General features: G+C 63.7%; 20 protein-coding genes. 10 read left to right on the forward strand and 10 right to left on the reverse strand.

The genetic code is table 11. The annotated features are described in order from the left end of the window. Window positions 1-42: 42 nt before the first annotated feature. The 5 genes from RN346_RS14625 to RN346_RS14645 form a co-directional block, all read right to left on the reverse strand. Window positions 43-351: a hypothetical protein gene (locus RN346_RS14625; RefSeq protein WP_409335771.1), complete on the reverse strand. Its 309-nt coding sequence runs from the start codon at window positions 349-351 to the stop codon at window positions 43-45. Between the two features lie 358 nt (window positions 352-709). Further along, the gene (locus RN346_RS14630; RefSeq protein ID WP_311961537.1) at window positions 710-2,005 is read right to left on the reverse strand and encodes a TRAP transporter large permease; all 1,296 of its coding nucleotides are present in this window, start codon (window positions 2,003-2,005) and stop codon (window positions 710-712) included. Continuing rightward, a complete protein-coding gene (locus RN346_RS14635) occupies window positions 2,002-2,541 on the reverse strand; it encodes a TRAP transporter small permease subunit (RefSeq protein ID WP_311961538.1) in 540 nt (179 codons plus the stop codon). The genes RN346_RS14630 and RN346_RS14635 overlap by 4 nt, the downstream gene beginning before the upstream one ends. 70 nt (window positions 2,542-2,611) lie before the next feature. Next, window positions 2,612-3,601, reverse strand: coding sequence for a TRAP transporter substrate-binding protein (locus tag RN346_RS14640; RefSeq protein WP_311958741.1), 990 nt, complete (start codon window positions 3,599-3,601; stop codon window positions 2,612-2,614). 212 nt (window positions 3,602-3,813) lie between these two features. After that, the gene (locus RN346_RS14645; protein WP_263587280.1) at window positions 3,814-4,722 is read right to left on the reverse strand and encodes a LysR family transcriptional regulator; all 909 of its coding nucleotides are present in this window, start codon (window positions 4,720-4,722) and stop codon (window positions 3,814-3,816) included. 150 nt (window positions 4,723-4,872) lie between these two features. Between RN346_RS14645 and RN346_RS14650 the strand changes: the two genes are divergently transcribed. Both RN346_RS14650 and RN346_RS14655 read left to right on the forward strand, forming a co-directional pair. After that, the gene (locus tag RN346_RS14650; protein WP_311961539.1) at window positions 4,873-6,075 is read left to right on the forward strand and encodes a CoA transferase; all 1,203 of its coding nucleotides are present in this window, start codon (window positions 4,873-4,875) and stop codon (window positions 6,073-6,075) included. A 10-nt stretch (window positions 6,076-6,085) separates the two neighbouring features. Further along, a complete protein-coding gene (locus RN346_RS14655; protein ID WP_311961540.1) occupies window positions 6,086-7,021 on the forward strand; it encodes a hydroxymethylglutaryl-CoA lyase in 936 nt (311 codons plus the stop codon). Here RN346_RS14655 and RN346_RS14660 read toward each other — a convergent pair. From RN346_RS14660 to speB, 4 genes are all read right to left on the reverse strand, one after another. Next, window positions 7,018-8,463 (reverse strand): aldehyde dehydrogenase family protein, encoded by a 1,446-nt coding sequence (locus RN346_RS14660; RefSeq protein ID WP_311961541.1) that lies wholly within the window; start codon window positions 8,461-8,463, stop codon window positions 7,018-7,020. The genes RN346_RS14655 and RN346_RS14660 overlap by 4 nt on opposite strands. After that, window positions 8,460-10,094 (reverse strand): 5-guanidino-2-oxopentanoate decarboxylase, encoded by a 1,635-nt coding sequence (locus tag RN346_RS14665; RefSeq protein ID WP_311961542.1) that lies wholly within the window; start codon window positions 10,092-10,094, stop codon window positions 8,460-8,462. Before RN346_RS14665 ends, RN346_RS14660 begins: the two co-directional genes overlap by 4 nt. Window positions 10,095-10,103: 9 nt before the next feature. Beyond that, window positions 10,104-11,486 (reverse strand): YjiH family protein, encoded by a 1,383-nt coding sequence (locus tag RN346_RS14670; RefSeq protein ID WP_263586085.1) that lies wholly within the window; start codon window positions 11,484-11,486, stop codon window positions 10,104-10,106. 146 nt (window positions 11,487-11,632) lie between these two features. Next, complete coding sequence (speB, locus tag RN346_RS14675) at window positions 11,633-12,583, reverse strand: agmatinase (RefSeq protein ID WP_311961543.1); 951 nt, start codon at window positions 12,581-12,583, stop codon at window positions 11,633-11,635. A gap of 212 nt (window positions 12,584-12,795) precedes the next feature. On the opposite strand from speB, the gene RN346_RS14680 reads away from it, so the two are divergent. The 6 genes from RN346_RS14680 (at window position 12,796) to recQ (ending at window position 20,691) form a co-directional block, all read left to right on the forward strand. Beyond that, window positions 12,796-14,193: a sigma 54-interacting transcriptional regulator gene (locus RN346_RS14680; RefSeq protein WP_311961544.1), complete on the forward strand. Its 1,398-nt coding sequence runs from the start codon at window positions 12,796-12,798 to the stop codon at window positions 14,191-14,193. An 83-nt stretch (window positions 14,194-14,276) separates the two neighbouring features. Then, complete coding sequence (locus RN346_RS14685) at window positions 14,277-15,401, forward strand: ABC transporter ATP-binding protein (protein ID WP_263586082.1); 1,125 nt, start codon at window positions 14,277-14,279, stop codon at window positions 15,399-15,401. Window positions 15,402-15,447: 46 nt separating this feature from the next. After that, entirely contained in the window at window positions 15,448-16,719 is a 1,272-nt protein-coding gene (locus RN346_RS14690; protein ID WP_311961545.1) for an ABC transporter substrate-binding protein, read from the forward strand. A 53-nt stretch (window positions 16,720-16,772) separates the two neighbouring features. Further along, a complete protein-coding gene (locus RN346_RS14695; RefSeq protein WP_311961546.1) occupies window positions 16,773-17,657 on the forward strand; it encodes a sugar ABC transporter permease in 885 nt (294 codons plus the stop codon). A 13-nt stretch (window positions 17,658-17,670) separates the two neighbouring features. After that, complete coding sequence (locus RN346_RS14700; protein WP_311962726.1) at window positions 17,671-18,510, forward strand: carbohydrate ABC transporter permease; 840 nt, start codon at window positions 17,671-17,673, stop codon at window positions 18,508-18,510. Window positions 18,511-18,564: 54 nt separating this feature from the next. Beyond that, window positions 18,565-20,691, forward strand: a complete 2,127-nt coding sequence (recQ, locus tag RN346_RS14705; protein ID WP_311961547.1) for a DNA helicase RecQ — start codon at window positions 18,565-18,567, stop codon at window positions 20,689-20,691. 19 nt (window positions 20,692-20,710) lie between these two features. On the opposite strand, the gene mtnA is transcribed toward recQ, so the two are convergent. Beyond that, entirely contained in the window at window positions 20,711-21,727 is a 1,017-nt protein-coding gene (gene mtnA / locus RN346_RS14710) for an S-methyl-5-thioribose-1-phosphate isomerase (RefSeq protein WP_311961548.1), read from the reverse strand. Window positions 21,728-21,809: 82 nt separating this feature from the next. Here mtnA and mtnB point away from each other — a divergent pair, with 82 nt between their 5' ends. Further along, window positions 21,810-22,394 (forward strand): methylthioribulose 1-phosphate dehydratase, encoded by a 585-nt coding sequence (gene mtnB, locus RN346_RS14715; protein ID WP_311961549.1) that lies wholly within the window; start codon window positions 21,810-21,812, stop codon window positions 22,392-22,394. Then, on the forward strand, window positions 22,391-23,077 hold the full coding sequence (gene mtnC / locus RN346_RS14720; protein WP_311961550.1) for an acireductone synthase: 687 nt from the start codon (window positions 22,391-22,393) through the stop codon (window positions 23,075-23,077). The genes mtnB and mtnC overlap by 4 nt, the downstream gene beginning before the upstream one ends. Window positions 23,078-23,086: the final 9 nt, after the last annotated feature.

Raw genomic sequence — 23,086 nt, forward strand, 5'->3', positions numbered from 1 at the left:
CATCCGTGAGCCAGAAGCAGTGTCTCCTTTATCAGGAACGGGTTACCAGTTGCTGTCGGACTCCATGTCGGTGTCGGTATCCGTATCGGTTTCCCACTCCTCCTGCTCCTCCTCTTCTTCCTCGTAAGTAAATTCCTGCTCTTCCTCTTCGTACTCGGTCGTCACACCCGGCTGTTGATCCGTTTCATCACTCTGGTAGGTGCCCTGCCCCTCCTGCATCGAGTCTTCGTGCGGCGTTGGCTCCTGTGGCGTGGTGGTCTCTTCTTCCATACCGGCAAAGGCCATTGGGCTTGCCATCAGCCCGAAAGAGACGCCGAGGATACCCAGCTTTTTTAGAGATTCCTTCTTCATGATCGTACCTCCTGGTGGTTTCGCTTTGCTGCTTTAAAACGTGGGCAAAAGATGAAATGCCCGGTTGACACGTTTACTGAGTCGACACGAGAGTGACTCGTCATCCTGACGTTGCGCTCTCGGCCCACTCATTGCAGCGGGCGTACCAGGTTGGCACCACTTATCTTAAAGTCCTTTCACGTCATGATCTTGCAACAAAAACCGTAGGCTAAAGCCTGTTCCAAACCAGGAATAATGAGAATTGTTTTGTTTACGGTTGGCACATGGGCCGGGGTGGTCATGTCAACCGGGGTTAGCAAAACGCCGGCTTGGGAGCCGGCGTTTTACTTACCTCATTCAAAAATGAGAGTGAGGCCTTTTAGTACCCCATCACCTCCGGAAGCCAGGTCGCGAGCCCCGGAATGGCGATCAACAGCAAAATCGCAAGTATCACCGGAATCAGAAACGGCAGGACCGCCTTGACCACCTGGCCGTAGCGCAGTTTGGTGATGCTGACCATCATGAACAGCACCGTGCCGAAAGGTGGCGTGATGACGCCGATCGAGAGCGTAATGACCATGACGATGCCGAAGTGGATCGGGTCGAGGCCGGCGGTCAGCGCGGCGGGCACTACGATCGGGGTAAAGATCAGAATGCTTTCGATCACCGACATGAAGCAGCCGATCAACAGAAAGAACAGCGCAAAGCAGATCAACAGCGCGAAGGTGGGCATGTCGAGGCTCGCAACCTGGCCCGCCAACGCTTGGGGGATGCCCATGCGCACCAGAATCCAGCCGTAGAAGCTCGACACCGCAATGATCAGCAGAATCACCGCGCTGAACATCAGCGTGCGGCGAAAGGCGTCATACAGACTCTTCAGCGTCAGGTCGCGATAGATCACGCCGCCGAGGACGATGGCGTAGAGCGAGGCGATGGCGCCGGCTTCGGTAGGCGTGAAGAAGCCGCCCCAGATACCGCCGACGATGATGGCCGGCATCAACAGGGGTAACATCGCCCGCTTGCCGGTGCGCAGCACTTCGCCGCCGTCGAACGGGGTCGGCTCGGGCATCTTGACCCGTCCGGTCGCGCCGAGAAACACGGTCATGCCCATCAGCAGCGCGGCCATCAGAATACCGGGCAGCAGCCCCGCCATGAACAGCCCGCCGATGCTGACGTTGGCAAGCCAGCCGTACACCACCAGCGCGATACTCGGCGGAAGGATAGGGCCGACCACGCTCGAGGTCGCGGTGATCCCGGTGGTGTAATCGAGCGCGTAGCCGCGCTCTTTCATCGCCTTGATTTCGATGCTGCCAAGTCCCGCGGCATCGGCGACGGCGGTGCCGGACATGGTGGCGAAAATGGAGCTCGCCACCACGTTGGCGTGGCCAAGCCCGCCGCGAGTGAAGCCCACCAGCGCGGTGGCGAAATCGAAAATTCGCGTCGTGGTCGAGCCCAGGTTCATGATGTTGGCTGCCAGAATGAACAGCGGTATGGCCAGCAGCGTGAAATTGTTGAGCGTTTGCACCATGCGAAGCGATAGAAGCTCCACCGGCAAGCCGCCGGCGCCGGTCACCGCCAGCGCGATAAAGGAGGTCACGCCAATGGCGACCACCACGGGTAGGCCGATCATCATCAGCCCCAGCAGCCCGCCAACGAAAATAGCCAATTCGGTCATGGGGCGTGCTCCTCGTGAGCGGTCTCGATACGCCAGCTAACTGGGCCGCGAAGCACCTGCCAAAGCGCGATCACCGCCATACAGGCAAAACTTAGCAACAGCGCGTAATAGAGATAGGTGAAGCTGATGCCGAGCGAGACGGTATTATTGTAGGCACTGGCCTTTGTCATGACCCAAGCGCCCCAGCCCGCGAGGGCAAAAAAGCCAAGCGATACCAGCGCGATGAACCGGTACTGCACCTGGCGGCCCAGCCCATTCAGGCGGTGGCTGAAAAGATCGACGACCAGATGATCGCTTCGCACCCAGGCCGAGATCGACCCTAAACCAACGGCGTAAATGGCCATCAGCGACACGACTTCCTCGCTCCAGGGCATTCCCCAGTTCAGAAAGTCCCGCGCCAGCACCGCGGTGACGACAAGCCCCAGTATGCCCACCAGGATGGCAACCCCCAGGGCGTCGCACACACGGGTGACAAGGCGTAATACGCCAAAGGCAAAACGATCAACGCCGCCCGCAGGCGGCAATGTTTCATCCACGAATTCACTCCTTCGTTTATAACAAGGGGCGGCTAAAAGAGGCGGCGCTCGCGCGAGCGCCGCCGGTCAATCATTCGGCCGGGACGGCGCTGGCGTTGACGGCATCGTCACGAACGCCTTCGGCCATCTCGGATAGCACCTCGTCGATGGCGGGCATGGCCGCTTCGCGGAATGCTTCGACATCGGGCTCGATGACCGTCATGCCCTCTTCCTGAAGCGCGTCGAGGTAGTAGTCGTCGAGTTCGCGCTCTTGCTCGTTACCGTACTCGCGCGCCACGTCCACGGCCTCGCTGATCAGCGTCTGATCCTCTTCGCTCAAACCATTCCACCAGCGCGCGCTCGCCACCCAGCTCCAGGGGAACTGCACGTGGCTGGTCATGATGAGGTAGTCCTGCACCTCCCACAGGCGCCGGGTATAGGGTGAGGAGAGCGAGTTTTCGTGTCCGTCCACCTGACCGGTCTGCATCGCCAGATAGATTTCCGGCGCGGGCACGTTCACCACCTGCGCACCGATCTCCTCCCATACCGTCAGCCAGATCGGCAGTGACGGGAGACGCAAACGAAAGCCTTCCAGGTCCTCGGGCGTATGGATTTCCTTGTTGGCCGTCATGTGGCGCGGGCCACGGTGCTGAAGCCCCAGGAACTTGAGCCCGCCGCGCTGTTCGGCCTGCTCCACCATGGTTTGGCCCGAGGGGCTGTCGAGATAGCGGTCGACCTGATCCCACGTGGTGAACAGAAACGGCACGGTGATAGCGTCATATTCCGGCGCGTACTGCTGGCGCCAGTTGCCACCGGTCAGCGAGATCTGGGTCTGCCCCAGATTGAGAAGCTCCAGCACCGAATCCTCGCCACCAAGCGAGCCTGCGAGGAATGGGCGAACGTCGAAACGTCCGGGTGCCTGCTCCTCCAGGTACTCAGCGAAGCGTTCGACGGCGGCGCTTTCCGAGCCGCCCTCGCTCATGGTGTTGTTGACCTGGATTTCGATCGTGTCGGCCAGTACGAACGGCGCCGCCGTCAACATGCCAACACCTGCCAGCGTGGCCAGTAGTGATTTCCGCATTGTCGTGACTCTCTACGGTTGTCGTTATTAGGCGCTGCACACCCTGGGGCAGCCTGTGTGTTGGCTCGATCTTGAAACAAGGGGTGTCAGGGCTCAAATCGACGTTCGTGAAGGCAGACTTCGTCAAATACGATGGCTTTAAACGCTGTCAGGACGGGTCATTGATAGGGGTACCTCAAAGGCTATACGACTAAAGAAGCATGCGGCGAGACTCACGTTGCGGCGTCAGCAGGCACTTTTCGAGTGAGATGATCAACCAGATGTCGGGCGGTGGCCGAAAGCGTTGCGTAGCGACGCATGCCGATCACCAGCTCACGCTGCGCCCAGGGCTCGGCCAATGGAATGCTTGTTAGCCGAAGGTCTCGCAAATCCCGATAGATCGTCTGCTCGGGCAGAATACCGATCCCCATGCCGTGGTGAATCATTCGGCAAATGGCATCGAAGCTTCGCACCTGAATACGCATGCGCAGCGCGCCGCCCGTTCGCTGCGCCTGCTCGAGGAGCAGGGAGTGAAGGGAGGTATCCTGCTGTAGGCCGATGAAATCGAAATCGAGCGCATCAAAAAAGGTGATGTGCTCACGCTGTGCCAGCGGATGGTCGGCAGCCATGACCAGCATGAGCCGATCCTGACGATAAGGCTTGCACTCGAGATCCGGTGCGGCGACGTGGCCGGCGAACACGCCGACATCGGTGAGCCCATCGCGTACCGCCGTGATGATTTCGCTGCTTACCCGCTCCTGCAGGTCGATTTTGATATCCGGATAGCGCGTGCAAAACGCACTCAGATCCTGTGGGAGAAATGCGATGATCGCGGAGGTGTTGGAGTGGATACGTACGTGCCCCTTGACGCCTTCGCTGTACTCGTCCAGCTCCGCTTGCAGCCGCTCGAGGTTATCCAGAATCTGGCGGGCGTGATGCAAAAAAGCGTGGCCGGCAGGCGTTAGCTCCACGCCGCGCGGCTTGCGATATAAAAGCGTGGTACCCACGAGCACCTCCAGGTCGCTCATGCGCTTGCTCACCGCCGCCAGCGCCAGATGCTCGCGTTCGGCCGCGGCGGTCAGGCGGCCTTCATCCGCGACGGAAATGAAAAGCTTCAATGTCGTGAAGTCGAACCGGCGCATGGCTGTCTCCTGAAAACGAATATTCATGCTAACGCACCCTTTCGTCGTTCACGAAGTCCTGCTTATCGATTGCCTAATTGTCGAACGCGCATCCCTTGAGCATGCTGAAGGTAAGGATACTCCTATAATCGTCATAGAGAGAGGCCGTCGGTGACTACAACGACTCGTGAACTACCGCTAAAAGGCATCAAGGTGTTGGAACTTGGTCAGCTGATCGCGGGGCCTTTCGCCACCAAGTTACTGGGCGAATTCGGCGCCGATATCATCAAGATCGAGCCGCCCGGGACAGGCGACCCGCTTCGCAAATGGCGAATGATGGAAGAAGGCACCTCGCTCTGGTGGCACGTACAGACGCGCAACAAGCGCTCAGTGGCGCTGGACCTTAGAAGCGAAGAGGGGCAGGCACTCGTTCGAAAGCTCGCCCAGGAGGCGGACGTGGTGGTCGAGAACTTCCGCCCGGGCACGCTGGATGGCTGGAATCTGGGCTGGGAGACGCTATCAACGCTCAACCCGGGCCTGATCATGGTGCATATCTCCGGCTACGGCCAGACCGGTCCCTACCGCGACAAGCCGGGCTTCGGCGTGATCGGCGAAGCGATGGGCGGGCTTCGCTACCTGACCGGCCAGCCCGGTGAGCCATCGGTGCGCGTGGGCGTGAGTATCGGCGATTCGCTCTCGGCGCTCTACGCGGTGATCGGCACGCTGCTCGCGCTTCAGGAGCGCCAGAAGAGCGGCCTGGGCCAGGAGATCGACGTGGCGCTTTATGAGTCGGTCTTTGCGATGATGGAGAGCCTGCTGCCGGAATTCGACGCCAGTGGCCAGGTCCGCGAGCCAAGCGGCAGCGCCCTGCCCGGCATCACGCCCTCGAATGCCTACCGCTGCGAAGGCGGCGAGTACGTGCTGATTGCCGGCAACGGCGACAGCATCTTCAAACGCCTGATGGGCGTGATCGGCCGCCCTGATCTGGCCGAGGACCCGGCGCTTGCCCATAACGACGGGCGCAGCCGGGAAGCCGCCATGATCGATGCCGCCATTGAGGCCTGGACCGAGCAGCGGCCGCGCGATGCGATTCTCCAAGCGCTGGACGATGCCCGCGTGCCCGCCGGCTACCCCTACACCGCCCAGGACATCGCGTTTGATCCGCACTACATCGCCCGCGAGATGATTCAGACCTATACCCGCGAAAGCGGCGAGCCGCTGAAGGTGCCCGGCGTGCTACCCAAACTCAGCGCCACGCCCGGGCGGCTCGGTAACGGCGGCCCAACACTTGGCCAGCACACCGAGGAAGTGCTCGACGAACTCGGTATCGACCAGGCCACCCGCGCCAAGCTGCGCGGCGCCGGCATCATTTAAGGAGCGCACCATGATCCCCCAAACTCCCTGCCCCGAGCGCATCGAGATCAATGAAGTCGGCCCCCGCGATGGCCTGCAGATCGAGAAGCGCTTCGTGCCCACGCCGGACAAGATCCGCTGGATCAACGCGCTCTCCCAAACCGGCCTTGCGCGTATCGAAGCCACCTCTTTCACCTCGCCCAAGGCGATCCCCAACCTGGCGGACGCCTCAGAAGTCGTCAACGGCATCAAGCGCCGCGACGGCGTCGAGATTACCGTGCTGGTGCCCAATCTCAAGGGTGCTGAACGCGCGCTGGCCTGCCAAGTCGATGAACTCAACCTGGTCATGTCGGCAAGCGACAGCCACGGCCTGGCCAACCTGCGCATGACGCCCGAGCAGTCGATCGAGCGCTTTGGCGACATCCTGGACGTGGCGCGGGAAAACAGCGTGTTCGTCAACGCCTCGCTATCGACGACCTTCGGCTGCCCGTTCGAAGGCGAAGTCCCCCAGAAGCGCGTTCTGGAACTCATCGAGCAATTGGTCGCCCTCGGGATTCAGGGCGTCACGCTGTGCGACACCACCGGCATGGCCAACCCCGCCCAGGTGAAGGCGCTTTGTGAAGCGGTCATCGCCCGCTGGCCAGGCACCGCTTTCACCCTGCACGTGCATAACACCCGCGGCATGGGCCTGGCCAACGCGCTGGCCGCCTGGCAGGCGGGCATCACCCGCTTCGACTCGGCCCTGGGGGGCCTTGGCGGCTGCCCCTTCGCGCCGGGCGCGACGGGCAACGTCTGCACCGAGGACCTGGTGCACATGTTCGAGGCGATGGGTGTGGACACCGGTGTGGATCTGGACGCCCTGCTGGAGGTGGCCGCCACGCTGCCCGAGCTCGTCGGTCACGACGTGCCCGGGCAGGTGATCAAGGCGGGTAAGTGGGACCGGCGTTATCCAATGCCCAGCCGCTAGGCCGGCCCCACCACGTGCTTCACCTCCAGATACGCATTGAGCCCCCAAGGCCCAAGCTCGCGGCCGATGCCGCTTCGCTTGAAGCCGCCCCAGGCGGTCTCCGGTAGCACCAGCTGCTCGGTGTTGTACCAGATGCTGCCGGCCTTGAGTTGCTGGCCGATGCGCCTGGCGCGATCAACGTCGCCGCTGATCACCGTGGCGGCGAGGCCAAAGTCGCTGTCGTTGGCGAGCGCGACCGCCTCCGCCTCATCCCTGACGCTGCGCGCGCAGAGCACGGGGCCGAAGATCTCCTCGCGCCATAGGCGGCTTTCTACCGGCACGTCGCGGTAAAGCGTCGGGGCGGCGAAGTAGCCCTGCTCGGGCAAGGTGTAGTGGGTGTGATCGCGTACCGCGGTCAGCCCTTCCTGTTCGGCGATATCCAGGTAGCCGTTGACGGCGTTCCGCTGTCTGGCGCTGGTGAGCGGGCCCAGGTCCGTGCCCTCGTCAAGCGGGTCGCCTAGAGTGAGCGCGTCCATTCGCGTGGCAAGCGCCTTAAAAAGCGCCTCGGCCACGTCTTCGTGCACTAAAAGGCGCGAGGTCGCCGAGCAGATCTGGCCGGCGTTGAAATAGATGCCCGCCATGACCCAGTCGGCGGCCTGCGAAGGATCCGCGTCCTCCATCACCAGAATGGGCGACTTGCCGCCAAGCTCCAGCGATACCCCGGCAGTGCGCGCGCTCGCGGCCTTCATCACCGCCTCGCCCACGCGGTTGCTGCCGGTGAAGGAGATTTTGTCCACGCCCGGATGACTTGCCAGCGGCGCGCCAATGCCGTCACCATCGCCGTTCAAGAGATTCAGCACGCCCGCGGGCAGGCCGATGTCCAGCGCGATTTCCGCCAGCGCCTGCTCGGGCAGCGGCACCACTTCGGAAGGCTTCAACACCACGGTACAACCGGCAGCCAGGGCCGGGGCGAGCTTCCAGGCGCTGGTGACCAGCGGAAAATTCCAGGGCGTGATTAGAGCAACCACGCCGGCGGGGTCCAGGTAGGCCCGCGCCTCGACGCCCTCCATCTCGACCTCGACCCGTTCGCCCTGGCGGGCGTCCAGCGCCCGCGCCTGGCCGGCGTAGTAGCGGTAGCAGGCAATCGCGTCGTCCAGATCGATGCCCGCTTCCATTAGCGGCTTGCCGTTGTTGGTGGCACTCAGCTCGATCAGCGCCTCGCGCCGGGCGCTCAAGGCGTCTGCAAAGCCGTCGAGATACTCCGCACGCGCCGCGCCGCCTAGCGCCTGCCACGCGGGCTGAGCCTGTCGTGCCGCTTGCACCGCAGCGTCGACATCCCGAGCGGCACCCGCGGTGACGCGTGCGATCACTTCTTCGCGGTACGGATTAACCACCTCCAGCTTTCGCGTGCCTTCAGAGAGCACCCACTGGTTGTTGATGAACTGCTGATCGAGGATTTTCATGGTGTCTCCGAACGGGTAGCGCCTTGCTGCCAAACGGCGGCGTCGATTTCGATGAGAAGCGGACGAGCGGCGTCGCGCTCGGCAAGCGCCGCCGCCAACTGGGACGGGCTTTCGATATGGGCGGACGGGCAGCCGAAGCCGTCGGCGAGGATCAAAAAGTCTGGCGCCTTGAGATCGACGCCCAGGCGCGCCACGCCGTTATCGTCCATATAGCGGCGGATCTCCTCGTACCCCGCGTTGTGCCACAGCAGGATCACGACAGGAATCTGCTCCTCGACGGCGGTGGCGATCTCCGAGAGCGTAAACATCACCCCGCCATCGCCCACCAGCGCCACCACGGGAAGCTGCGGCTGCGCGAGCTGGGCACCGAGCGCAGCGGGCAATCCATAGCCCAGCGTCCCGTAGCCCGTCGAGGCGTTGAAGTAGCGCCGCGGCTGGGGCTGACTGACCAGATGATTGCCGGCGTAGACCGGTGCGGTGGAGTCGCCCACCAGAATCGCCTCGGGCAGATGCTCGGCAAGCGTCTCGTAGAGTGGCACGAAGGTGGAAAACGCCGGATCGTTTTTCAGATCGAGTTCCGCCAGCGCTTCACTGACCCGCTCGGCACCGCCCCGCGACAGCGGCTCAGGGAAATACTCGGCCAGCAGCGCCAGCGTGCGCCCGGCATCGCCCACCAGCCCAAGCGTGGTGGCCTGGTTGCGCGCCAGCTGCTCGGCGTCGATATCCACGCGAATCAGCGTGCCGGTCAGCAGAAAGCCGTCGTCGAACACCACGTCATAATCGGTTTCACCAAGCTCGGTGCCCACGGCGAGAATCACGTCGGCATCAAAAGCGAGCCGGCGCACCGCGGGGAGTGCTGCGTTGGCGCCGAGATCCAGCGGGTGGTCGCGCCCCAAAAGCCCCTTGGCGTTGATGGTCGTCACCGCCGGGGCGTCGAGGCGTTCGACCAGCGCGTGGGCGGCCTGGAAGGCATCCTCGCAGCCGCCGCCCAAGAGCACCAGCGGGCGCTTCGCCGCCTCCAAAAGCCTTGCTGCCTCGCGCAGGCCTTCCGGGTCCGGCGCCGCGCGGTAAAGGCGCGGTGCCTGCCAGCGGCGAGGCGGCGTGACCGGCGCGTCGAACAGATCGATGGGCATCTCGATATGCACCGGGCCCGGGCGTGCGCCTCTGAACACTGCAAAGGCGCGAGCCAGGACCTCGGGCAGCGTGTCGGCGTCGAGCAGCGTATGGCTGAAACGCGCCACACCGCTGATCACCTGCTGCTGGCTTTGTAGCTCGTGGAGCCGCCCCTGGCCGAGCCCCAGGGTGTCGCGGCGGTTGACGCTCGAGATCACCAGCATCGGCACCGAATCCGCCAGCGCTTGGCCCATGGCGGTGGCAATGTTGGTCATGCCGGGGCCGGTGATGATCAAACACACCCCGGGCTGGCCGCTGGCGCGGGCGTAGCCGTCGGCCATGAAGCCCGCGCCCTGTTCGTGGCGCGGCGTGACGTGACGGATGCCTCCGCCTTCGAGGCCGCGGTAGAGCTCGACCGTATGCACGCCGGGGATGCCGAAGAGGGTGTCGACGCCGTAGGTGTCGCGCAGAAGGCGAATCAGAAGCTCGGCGCAGGTCATCGTATCGTGCTCTTTCATCGAAGCTCCTTAAAAGACGAGGGTATGCGCGATCAAGGCGATGATCGGCAGCGTAATGGCGGTGCGCAGCAGAAAGACCGCTGCCAGCTCCCAAAGCGCGATGGGAATCTTCGACTTCAGCAGCAGCGCGCCGATTTCGGACATGTACACCAGCTGCGTCATCGACAGACACGCGATCACGAAGCGAGTGAGCTCGCTGTCGATATTGGTGGCCAGCACCGCCGGCAGAAACATGTCGGCAAAGCCCACCAGTGTGGCCGGTGCCGCGGCCTGAGCTTCAGGAATGCGCAGCCACTCCAGTACCGGCACCATGGGGTAGGAGAGCCAGGTAAAGAGCGGCGTGAACTCGGCCAAAATCAGCGCGACGGTGCCGATCGCGAACACCAGCGGCAGAAGCGTCAGGAAGATGTCGATGACGTTGATCAGCGCCAGTTTGGCGAGCGCCATGGGGCCGGGTGCCCCGGCGGCGCGGCGCGTGGCCTGCTGCAGGCTGTAGCGGAAAAGCCCGGCGCGGCCGGTGTTCTCTTCGCGAATCTGACAGCCGACCGGCTCATGGTAGTCGTCGGATTTCAGCGACAGCGGCGGAATGCGCGAGACGATGATCGCGGCAATCAGCCCGGAAACCACCACGGTGAAGTAGAACGGCACGAACAGGTGGTTCAAATCGACGAAGTTAACCACCAGCAGGCTGAAGGCAATGGACGCCACGGAGAAGTTGGTGGCGATCACCGAGGCCTCGCGACCGCTATAGAAGCCCTGCTCGTATTGCTGGGAAGTGATCAGCACGCCCACGGTGCCCGAGCCCATCCAGGAGGCGGTGGCATCGATGGCGCTGCGCCCCGGCAGATTGAAGATGAGGCGAAACGGCTTGCGCACCAGGCTACCGATGAACTCCATGAAGCCGAACTCGACCAGAAACGGCAGCAAAATCGCAGCGAAGAAGAAAAACGTCAAAAGCACCGGCGCCAGGTCGTTGAGCATGACCCCGCCGGTAAACGAGGCGGTGACGAATTCGGGGCCCACTTGAAAATAGGTCATCACCACGAAAATGGCGCCCAACACGCGCAGCGCCACCCAGATCGCCCCGACCTGAAACATGTCGCCGAAGTGCCCGCCCTGGGCCCAGGCCGGTTTCGCGGCCTTCACGTAGAGTGTAACGATGACCGACACGCACAGCACCACCATGGCGATCAGCGGCAGCGCCCCGCCGAGTAGTGCCTGCAGGCCATCGGCCATCATCCCCATACCGATGTTGACCGACTCACCGGTTTGAAACGGCACCAGAAACAGCAACACCCCGATGATCGAGGGAATCAGGAACTTGAGCAGATGGCGGCGCGGGATGGCCTCGTCGGGCGCGCGCTCATCGTGTATCGCTTGAGGGTCGGACATGATGTTCACCTGTTGGAAATGATTATTGAAGGTGGGCTGGCGGCGTTCGCAGGAAAGGTTCGACCTTTCTTTTTTGTCGTTTTTTTATCGTTCTTTTTATTACCCGTATCGCTTTCAGACGGGCGCCCGAACGGCGCCCAACGCGATCACTCTCCTTTCTTCACGCCCGGCAGCACGCAGAGCATCTCGTACAAAAGCGTGGCGCCCATCAGCGCGGTATTGCCGCTGGTGTCATACGGCGGCGAAACCTCGACGAGATCACCGCCGACGATGTTGAGCCCTGCCGCGCCGCGCACGATCTCGAGGCCCTGATGGGAGGTCAGCCCGCCCATCTCGACGGTGCCGGTGCCCGGCGCCACCGACGGGTCGAGGCCGTCGATGTCGAAGCTGATGTACACCGGTGTGTCGCCCATCTGCGCGCGTACTTCTTCCATCAAGGGCGCCAGCGACTGGTACCAGCACGCCTCGGCCTGAACCACGCGAAAGCCCTGGTCACGGCACCAGTCGAAGTCCTCGGCGGCGTAGCCGGTGCCGCGCAGGCCGATCTGCACCACCTTCTCTTTCGCCAAAAGCCCCTCTTCCTGAGCGCGGCGGAAGGTGGTGCCGTGGGCAATCTCCTCGCCGAACATGTGCTCGTTGACGTCGGCGTGGGCATCGATATGAATCAGCCCCACCGGGCCGTGCTTTTTGGCCATGGCGCGCAGAATCGGCAGCGTCATGGTGTGGTCGCCGCCAAGCGTCAACGGCACGCAGTCGTGGCTCAGCACGTCGTCGAAGAACGCGGTGATGATGTCCACGCTCTTGGGCAGGTGGAAGGTGTTGATCGGCACGTCGCCGATGTCCGCCACCTGCAGGGACTCAAAAGGCGCGGCGCGAGTGGCCATGTTGTAGGGGCGCAGCATGCGCGACTCGTCGCGAATCTGGCGCGGGCCCATCCGCGTGCCGGGTCGGTTGGAGGTGCCGATATCCATGGGGATACCAATGAAGGCAACGTCGAGACCTTCGGCACTTTCCTGGCTAGGCAGGCGCATCATGGTCGCCGGTCCGCCAAAGCGCGGTACGCTGTTGCCGCCCAGCGGCTGGTTGAAATCACTCACGGCGCTTCTCCTTGTAATGATTCTCGAGTCCAGCGTCCTGAACACTGAGCCCGATCGAAAGGTTTACACAGATACTGCATTTAGCGTGCCAGGCGAGATGAGCCCCCAAAATCGGTCTTTATCCGCCCTGATTGATGCAAAAACGACTCGAAAACGCGTAGTATCGAGTCGTTTTTGCATTGACGAGTCACCATCGGTTCGAGGAAAACGGCGTGGACGAAATCGATCGCAGCGTGCTCAAGACCATCGTGGAGACCGCCAACGACCACTTCTTCATCGTGAGTGGCGACGGTCAAATACTGGACATCAGCCCCGGCGTCGAGGCGGTGTACGGGCTCTCGCGCGAGGCGCTACTGGGCAGCAACGTCAGAGAGCTTGAGCGCGACGGCGTGCTCAGGCCCTCCATCAGTCTGGAGGTCATGCGCACCCACCGCCCGGCGCAGCTGATGCAGGTCACTGGCACCGGGCGGCGGGTGATCGCCGAGGCCCACCCGGTGTTCGTGAACGGCAGGCTCGAGCGCATCGTCAGCCGCTCGCGGGACATGACCGACCTGCAGCTTTTGCAGGACGAGTACGCGCTGTTGCAAAAGCGCTTCAACGAGCACGTCAAGCGCGGCCAGAGTGTGGCCGACGACCCGGCGCTCGACAGCGCTTTGGAGGAGCTTCAGGTGCGAAGCCACGCGATGCGCGAGGTCGCAAGCCTTTTGAAGCGCGTGGCGCCTTCCGGGGCCAGCGTGCTGATGCTGGGGGAATCCGGCGTGGGCAAAACGGCGTTTGCCCGTCAGCTCCACCGCTGGAGCGAGCGCGCGGCCGGCCCCTTCGTCGAGGTCAACTGCGGCGCCATTCCGGAGAACCTGTTCGAGTCCGAGATGTTCGGCTACCAGCCCGGCGCGTTCAGCGGCGCCGCCCGCCAGGGCAAGGCGGGGCTTCTGGAGCAGGCCGAAGGCGGCACGCTGTTTCTCGACGAGATCGGCGAGCTTCCGCTGTTGATGCAGACCAAGCTTTTGAAGGTAATTCAGGACGGCAAGATGACGCGCCTGGGCGACACCCGCCCCCGCCGGGTCGATTTCCGCCTGGTGGTCGCCACCAACCAGGACCTGGCGGCGCGCGTGCAGGAAGGCCTTTTCCGGCTGGATCTCTACTACCGCCTCAACGTGATTCCCGTGACGCTGCCGGCACTTCGCGATCGCCGCGAGGACATTCCGGGGCTTGCCGAGGCGTGTCTGGTGCGGCTCAACGCCCACTACGGGCGGCAGAAGTTTCTCGACAACCACGTCTGGTCGACGCTGATGGGCAGCGACTGGCCCGGCAACGTGCGCGAGCTCGAAAATTGGCTGGAGCGCGCCTGGCTTTCGAGCGCGCTCGATCGCATCGAAGGGTTCGAATCCCCCGCTTCGCCCACCAGCGCGCCTCACACGCCACCGACGCCCAGCGCGCCGCCGCCCCTGGAGAACGAAACCCTGCCCGCCTACCTGGCCCGCCTGGAGCGCGAACTGCTCGAGCGCGGCTGTCGCACGCACGCCAGCACCTACGCGCTGGCCGAGCACCTGGGAATCAGCCAATCAAGCGTGGTGCGAAAGCTCAAGCGTCACGGGCTTAAACTTCGCTGACACACTTTCGCCACGCAAGCGTCACACAACGGCAACGTCCTTGACCCACAGTGATTGGCCACGATCCATCTTTGGTGAAAGCCATGAGCCAATCGCGCATTCAACTGGCGGGCGTCTCCAAACAGTGGGGCGCCATCGCCGCTGTCGACGACATCTCGTTTGAGGTGACGCCGGGGCAGTTCGTCATTCTGCTGGGGCCCTCCGGCTGCGGTAAATCGACCACGCTGCGCATGATCGCCGGGCTCGAAGAGGCCTCAAGCGGCGCGATTCACATCGGCGAGCGCAACGTCACGCGCGCCCCGCCCGGGGATCGCGGCCTCTCGATGGTATTTCAGTCCTACGCGCTCTTTCCCCACCTGAGCGTGGCCGAGAACATCGTCTTTGGCCTGAAGAGCCGCCGCGTGCCCAGGGCCGAACGCCAAAAGCGCCTTGCACACGTGGCCGAGCTGGTCGACCTGACACCCTATCTCGACCGCAAGCCGGCGAACCTGTCCGGCGGCCAGCGCCAGCGGGTGGCGCTGGCCCGCGCCATCGTTTCCGAGCACCCGATTTGTCTGATGGACGAGCCGCTTTCGAACCTGGATGCGCGCCTACGCACCGAGATGCGCCGCGAAATCAAGGCGCTGCAGCGCCGGCTCGATATGACGGTGATTTACGTCACTCACGATCAGGTGGAAGCCATGAGCATGGGCGACCGGGTCATTTTGATGCAGCACGGCCGCATCGTTCAGGACGCCACCCCGAGTGAGCTCTACAACCAGCCGGCGAGCGCCTTCGCCGCCAGTTTCATAGGAAGCCCCGCCATGAATCTACTGCCTTTGGTCGCCGGTGTTGCCGGTGCTGTGATCGACGGCGACACCACCCCCGTCGCGCCGCTGGAAGCCGCCGGCGGGCAGCTCGGCGTTCGCCCCGAGGATATCGAGCTTCGCCCTGAAAACGCGCCCGGCGTTGCCGCACGCATCGAGGGCGAAGAGTACCTGGGCGCCGACACCGTCGTTCACGTGAGCGTGGGCAGCCACTCTCTTCGCGTACGCGTGGCGGGCCGCCCCGCTATCGAAGAGGCGGCCTGCCGCCTCTACTGGGCGCCGGAAAAGGCGCATCTGTTCGCCGCCGACGGTCTGCGACACGAGCATTTGGCGCCCCGCGCCTTCGCCGCCGCCCCAAGAAGCGTTGCCCGCCCGCCGACGGTAGGCTCGTTCCAGCACTGATTCGCCACCTACTCGTTATCCACTCGCTATTCAGAAGGAGCTCATCATGTCGTCTCGTCTTCCCTTTGCCCTCACCGCGCTGGCCGCCGGCCTTTTGAGCGCCACCCAGGCCAGCGCCGCCGTCGACCTCACGATGTACTACCCGGTGTCGGTGGGCGGCGCCTTGACCGACGTGATCGACGAGCTGGTCGAGGAGTTCGAGGACGAACACCCGGAGATCGATGTCGAAGCCATCTATGCCGGCAACTACGACGACACCCGGGTGCGCGCGATGTCCGCCATCGAAGCCGGCGATACGCCCGAGCTTTCGGTGATGTTCTCCATCGACCTGTTCGAACTGATCGAACAAAACGCCATCGTCGCCTTCGACGACCTGGTCGAGACCGACGAGGAGCGCGCGTGGCTGGACGGTTTTTACCCCGGTTTGATGGAAAACGGACAGCTCGACGGCAAGACCTACGGCATCCCGTTCCAGCGCTCGACCATCGTGCTGTTCTGGAACAAGGATGCCTTCGAGGCGGCCGGGCTCGACCCGGATACGCCGCCGCAAAACTGGGATGAAATGGCCGAGATGGCCGCCACCGTGCGCGAAGCAAGCGGTGACCAGTGGGGCGTCATGGTGCCATCCACCGGCTACCCGTACTGGATGTTTCAGGCCTTCGCCTATCAAAACGGCCATCGGCTGATGAACGAGGCCGGCACCGAGGTCTATTTCGACGACCCGGCGGCCATTGAGGCGCTGGAGTACTGGGTATCGCTTGCCGAAGACGGCGTCATGCCCGGCGGCACCATCGAGTGGGGCACGCTTCGCCAGAACTTCCTCGAGCAGTCGACGGCGATGATGTGGCACACCACCGGCAACCTGAGTGCCGTGAAGAGCGACGCCGATTTCGATTTTGGCGTGGCGATGCTACCGGCCAAAACCCAGCGCGGCAGCCCCACTGGCGGCGGCAACTTCTACATCTTTGCCGATACCAGCGACGAGGAGCAGCGCGCTGCGATGACCTTTATCCGCTGGATGACCGCTCCCGAGCGCGCCGCAGACTGGTCGATCGAAACCGGCTACATGGGCGTGAGCCCCGCCGCGTTTGAAACCGAAGCGCTGCGCGACTACGTCGAGGCCTTCCCGCCGGCGGCGGTCGCTCGCGATCAGCTCGAGTTCGGCACCGCTGAGCTTGCCACCTATGAGGGCGGGCGCATTCGCCGCACGCTGGATAACGCCGTGCAAGCCGCGCTCACCGGCCAGATGACGCCGGAAGCGGCTCTGACCCAGGCGCAAGCCGAGGCCGACCGTATCCTGCGCCGCTACGCCCGCTAAGCCTATTCAGGCGCCGGGCCTTCCCGGCGCTCACTTACCGGCGAGCCTTCACCATGACGCTGACCGCCCACCGCAAGCTCCAGCTCTATGGGGCGCTTTTGCTGCTGCCCGCCGCGCTGCTGCTGGGTCTCTTCGCCTATCTGCCCACGATCACCACGGTGATTCAGAGCCTTTATCTGCCCGGCTTTCGCGGCGCGCCGCCGGCATTCGTTGGGCTAGAGAACTACCGGTTTCTGTTCGAGGACCCCAAGTTCTGGCAAGTGGCGCGCAACAACCTGCTCTACGCGCTGGGCACCATTCCGCTCTCCATGGCGCTCGCGCTCTGCATGGCGCTGCTGGTCAACGGCAAACTTCCCGGCCGCGGGCTGGTACGCATGGCCTACTTTACGCCGACGATTCTGCCGATGATCGCCGCCGCCAATATCTGGATGTTCTTCTACGCCCCGCAGATCGGGCTGTTCAACACGCTGCTCGGCGCCTTGGGCCTTGGCGGCGTGAACTGGCTGGGCGACCCTGACGTGGCGCTTTACTCGATCATCGTGATGTCGGTGTGGAAGGAGGCCGGCTTTTTCATGATCTTCTATCTGGCCGCCCTGCAGGGCATTGCGCCGGAGCTCAAGGAAGCGGCGGATCTCGAGGGCACGAGTCGCGCGCGCTTTTTCTGGCGGGTGACCTTTCCACTTTTGATGCCGACCACTCTGTTCGTTTTGATCAACGCGCTGATCAACGCCGTGCGCGTGGTCGATCACCTGTTCATCCTCACCAAGGGCGGGCCGAACAACGCCACCAACCTGCTGCTCTACTACGTGTACGAGAACGCCTTCGCGTTTTTCGACCGCACCACGGCGGCCACCATCACGGTGGTGATCCTGCTGGTGCTGGCGGTGGTGGCCACGCTCAAGTTCACCCTTCTGGACCGCAGGACCCACTACCAATGACGACGTTATGCCAATGAGCACTCTGGCCGCCTCCCACCCACGCCGTCTGGCGCTGACGTTTTCGCTTGAGCATCTTGCCGCCTGGCTTCTGGCGATCGTCTGGATCTTTCCGCTGCTCTATGCGGTGTGGGCGGCGTTTCACCCGCCGGCGTTCATGGTGCGCTTCGAGCTCTTCGCACCATTGAGCCTTGAGAACTTCAAAACTGCCTGGTCTCAGGCGCCGTTCGCGCGCTACTACCTCAACACCTTTTGGCTGGTCACCGGCGTGGTGGCCGCGCAGTTCGTGGTGTGTACGCTGGCGGCGTTTGCGTTTGCGCGCTTCCCCGTGCCCGGCAAGAACGCGCTGTTTTTGCTGGTGCTGATTCAACTGTTCGTGTTTCCCGAGGTGCTGATCGTCGAGAACTACCGTATCGCAAGCGACCTTGGCTTGATCGACACCATCGCCGGTATGGGGCTGCCTTACGTGGCCAGCGCCTTCGGCATTTTTTTGCTGCGCCAGACCTTCAAGACCATCCCCCGGGAGCTCGAGGACGCCGCGCGCATCGAAGGCTGCAGCTGGCTCGGGGTGCTTTGGAAGGTCTACGTGCCGCTCGCCAAGCCCACGTATCTGGCCTACGCGCTGGTCTCGATCAGCCACCACTGGAACAACTTCCTGTGGCCGCTGGTGGTGACCAACTCCGTCGAGAGCCGCCCACTTACCGTGGGCCTGGGCGTTTTTTCCGCGCCGGAAACCGGCGTCAACTGGGCCACGGTCAGCGCGGCGACGCTCTTGAGCATCGCCCCGCTTCTGGTGGCTTTTCTGCTCTTTCAGCGTCAGTTCGTGCAGTCGTTTCTACGCGCGGGCATCCGGTAGCCCCCGCTTTCGTGCGACAATCCTCAAAAACGTCAACAAGCGAGGAGAGCGAGGATGCACGGCGAACCCCACCCGGCGGCGTTGAAAGTGCTGCAGGAAGTCTTCGGCTTCGATCAGTTTCGCGGCCCGCAGCAGGCCATCATCGAACACGTCACTCACGGCGGCGATGCGCTGGTTTTGATGCCCACCGGCGGCGGCAAGTCGCTTTGCTACCAGATTCCGGCGCTTCTGCGCGAGGGCACGGCGATCGTGGTCTCGCCCCTGATCGCGCTGATGCAGGACCAGGTGGCCGCACTGGTGCAAAACGGCGTGCGCGCCGCTTACTTGAATTCGAGTCTCGATTTTCAGGACGCGATGGCCGTGGAAAATCAGCTTCGCGCAGGCTCCCTCGATCTTCTCTACGTCGCCCCGGAGCGCCTGGCCACGCCGCGCATGCAGGCGCTGCTCGACCAGGCGCCGATTGCGCTCTTCGCCATCGACGAGGCCCACTGCGTCTCGCAATGGGGGCACGACTTTCGCCCGGAGTACCGCCAGCTCTCCCAGCTTCACGAGCGCTTTCCAAGCGTTCCCAGGATTGCGCTCACCGCCACCGCCGACGTGCCGACCCGCGGCGATATCATCGAGCACCTGCAGCTTCAAAACGCCGCGCTCTACAACAGCGGTTTCGACCGGCCCAACATTCGCTATCACATCGCCGAAAATCAGGGCAACACGCGCGAGGCGCTCTTGCGCTTCATTCGCGAGAACCACGACGGCGAGGCGGGTATCGTCTACTGCCTGTCTCGCAAGAAGGTCGAGGAGACCGCGGCCTGGCTCGAACGCCAGGGATTGACCGCCCTTCCCTACCACGCGGGGCTTCCGCCGGAGCAGCGCCAGGAGAACCAGAGCCGCTTTTTGCGCGAGGACGGCGTCATCGTGGTCGCGACCATCGCCTTTGGCATGGGCATCGACAAGCCGGACGTGCGTTTTGTGGCGCACCTGAACCTGCCCAAGAGTATCGAGGCCTACTACCAGGAGACCGGCCGCGCCGGGCGCGACGGTTTGGCTGCCGACGCCTGGATGGCCTACGGGCTGCAGGACGTGATCACCCTGCGTCAGATGCAGCAGGATTCGAGCGCCGGCGACCAGCAAAAGCGTATCGAGCAGCAGAAGCTCGATGCCATGCTGGGGCTTTGCGAGATCATCAGCTGCCGCCGCCAGGCGCTGCTGCACTACTTCGGCGATCATCTGGAAACGCCCTGCGGCAACTGCGACAACTGCCTGACCCCGCCGGACACCTGGGATGCGACCGTGGCCGCGCAGAAGGCGCTGTCGTGTGTCTTTCGCACCGAGCAGCGCTTTGGCGTGACCTATCTGGTCGACGTGCTGCTGGGTAAATCGAACGAGCGGATCACGCGCTTTGGCCACGACCGGGTCAGCACCTTCGGCATTGGGGCCGAGCTCAACGCCAACGAGTGGAAGGCGCTTTATCGTCAGCTGATCGCCAGCGGCTATTTGAGCGTGGATATCGAAGGCCACGGCGCCGTCCACCTGACCAATAAGGCCAAGCCGGTGCTGCGCGGGGCGGAGTCGCTGACGCTTCGAAAGCCGGTCAAAACGAAAGCCACACGGCGCGGCAAAGGGGCCGCCCCCGCCCAGGGCCACGGCCCGCTGTGGGAGGCGCTTCGCCACCACCGCAAGGCGCTTGCCGACGAGCAGGGCGTGCCGGCCTACGTGATTTTCAACGACGCCACGCTCAATGAGCTCGTCGAGCGCCGCCCGGAAAACCTCGAGACGCTGGGTGGCGTCACCGGCATCGGCGCGCGCAAGCTCGAGGATTACGGCGAGGGAATTCTGGCCGTGATCGCGGCGCACAAGGGCGACGCCCCGGCGGTGAGCGTCGGTGATAGCGCTCGGCAGTCCGCTGACATGGTGAAACAGGGTCTTCCGGTCGAGGAGGTGGCGAACCGTCGCGGCTTTACCGTCAATACCATCTACCGCCACTTGGCGGAGGCGATTGAAGGCGGAGCGCTCATGCTCGATCAGGTGATGACGCTTGCGCCCGCCGAGCGCGAGCGCATCGAAAGCGCGATCCGTCAGCACGCGGGGGGCGGCATGAAAGCGGTTTTCGAAGCGCTCGACGGCCAGGTCGACTACAACGTGCTGGCCTGTGTGCGTGCGGCGATGAACGCGCCAGGCTGAGGCCAAGACCAGGGCAAGGCTAGCGCTCGCGGCAGTGCTCGCCGCGGGCGATGGCGTCCTGATCAAACACACCGGTGTCGAGCACCCAGCCGGTCACAAGCGTTGCCGGGGTGACGTCGAACGCCGGGTTCCATACCGGGGCATCCTTGGGTGCCCAGCTCGCCTCGCCGAAGGCACCGGTCACGCCGCGCACTTCAGAGCCGTCGCGCTGCTCGATGGGAATCTTGGCGCCGGTGGCGCAGGCCGCATCCACCGTGGTGTAGGGAGCGACGACGTAGAACGGCACTTGGTGGTAGTGCGCCAGCACGGCGAGCATGTAGGTGCCCACCTTGTTGGCGAAGTCGCCGTTGGCACAGATGCGATCGGCGCCGACCATGATCTTGTCGACCTTGCCCGCCGCCATCAGGCTCGCTGCCATGCTGTCGCAAATGAGCTGGTAGTCGATGTCGAGATCCGCCATCTCCCAGGCGGTCAGGCGCCCGCCCTGTAGAAGCGGTCGGGTCTCATTCACGTAGACGTGAAGTTTGGTGCCCCGGGTATTGGCCACGGAGAACGCACCGATGGCCGTTCCCACACCGGCAGTGGCCAGCGCCCCCGTGTTGCAGTGGGTCAGCACTCGGTCGCCGTCCCTTAAAAGATCGGCGCCGCGCTCGGCCATCGCCTGGCAAAGCGCGCGGTCCTCCTCGAACAGCGCCGTGGCGCGCGCCCAAAGCGCCTCGACGCCTTGATCAAAGCAGGCCTCCATCGCGTCCAGACAGTACATCAGGTTCACCGCCGTGGGGCGCGTGGCGCGAAGATTATCGCTCACGCCCTGCCAGTTGCCCTGCGGGTTTCGTGCGGCGTACTGGGCCAGCACGAAGGCCGCGCTCAGCCCGATCAGCGGCGCGCCGCGAATCGCCAGGCGCTTGACCGCCGCCTGCCAGGCCTCTGGCGTATTGCAGGCCTCCCACTGCTCCACCTGGGGCAGACGCGTCTGGTCCAGATACGCGAGGGTCTCGACATCGACGCGCAGGCTGCGGGATTGAACGAAGGGCATGGGCAACTCCTGAGGGGCGACTTATCACGCGCGGAGCATATCATATAGAATGAAGCGCTTTGGATAGCGACCGGTACCGCGCATGACCTCAAAAGACGACCTCTTGGCGGCGATTAGCTGGGCCGCCGGCAATGGCTGGACCCCGGCCACCGGCGGCAATTTCTCCGTTCGCGCCGAGCGGGGGTATCTCGTCACCGCCTCCGGCGTCGACAAGACCCGCGTGCGCGAAGATGACCTGCTCTTGTGCGATTCTGGCGGCCGCGTGCTCGAAGGCACGGGCAAACCGAGCGCCGAAAGCGACCTGCACGCCGCACTCTACCGTCTCGACTCATTGATCGGCTGCGTGCTGCACGTTCACACTGTGGCGAGCACCGTACTCTCGCGCCGCTTCCCCCAGGGCATTGCGCTCGAAGGCTTCGAGATGCAGAAGGCGCTGTTGGGCAACACCACCCACGACGCCTCGATCACGCTGCCGGTCGTTCCCAATTCTCAGGATATGGCCGAGCTTTCGCGCCATGTAGAAGCCGGCTGGCCGATGCCCTGGGGCTTTCTGGTCGAGGGCCACGGCATCTACGCCGTGGGGGCCTCCATCGCCGAGTGCCGGCGCCATTTGGAAGCGATCGAATTTCTGCTTGCCTGCGTTCTGGAAGAGAGCCGCTACTCATGAGTGATTCCACTATCCGCGCCGTGGTCATGGATGTCGAAGGCACCACCACCGACATTCGCTTCGTCCACGACGTACTGTTCCCCTACGCCCACGATCAGCTGCCCGAGTACGTGCAGACCCACAGCGCCCAGCCCGAGGTCGCCGAGCAGATCGACGCCGTGCGCCGCGAGCTTGCAAAGCCCGAGGCGAGCCTCGACGAGGTCATCGAGGCGCTGCTCTACTGGATCGAGACCGACCAGAAGGTCACCGCGCTCAAGGCGCTGCAGGGCATGATCTGGGCGGACGGCTACCAGCGCGGCGCCTTCAAGGGCCATCTGTATGACGATGTAGCGCCGTGTCTTCGCCAGTGGAAAGAGCGAGGGCTTTCGCTCTACGTCTACTCCTCCGGTTCGGTGCAGGCGCAAAAGCTCCTTTTCGGTCACAGTGAGGCCGGTGATCTCACAGCGCTGTTCGACGGCCACTTCGACACCCACATCGGCCACAAGCGCGAGGCAGATGCCTATCGGCGCATCGCGGAGGAGCTTGCTCTCGCCCCGGCGTCGATCCTGTTTCTATCGGACGTGGTCGAAGAGCTCGACGGTGCCGCAAGTGCCGGTATGAAAACGCTGCAGCTGGTGCGCGAAGGCACGCAGGCGGGCACCGAGCACGGCGTTGTGGCAAGCTTCGACGACATCACCCTCTAACGCATAACG

Origin of the sequence: Halomonas sp. PAMB 3232 (genome assembly GCF_031954225.1) — a bacterium.
Lineage (GTDB): Bacteria > Pseudomonadota > Gammaproteobacteria > Pseudomonadales > Halomonadaceae > Vreelandella.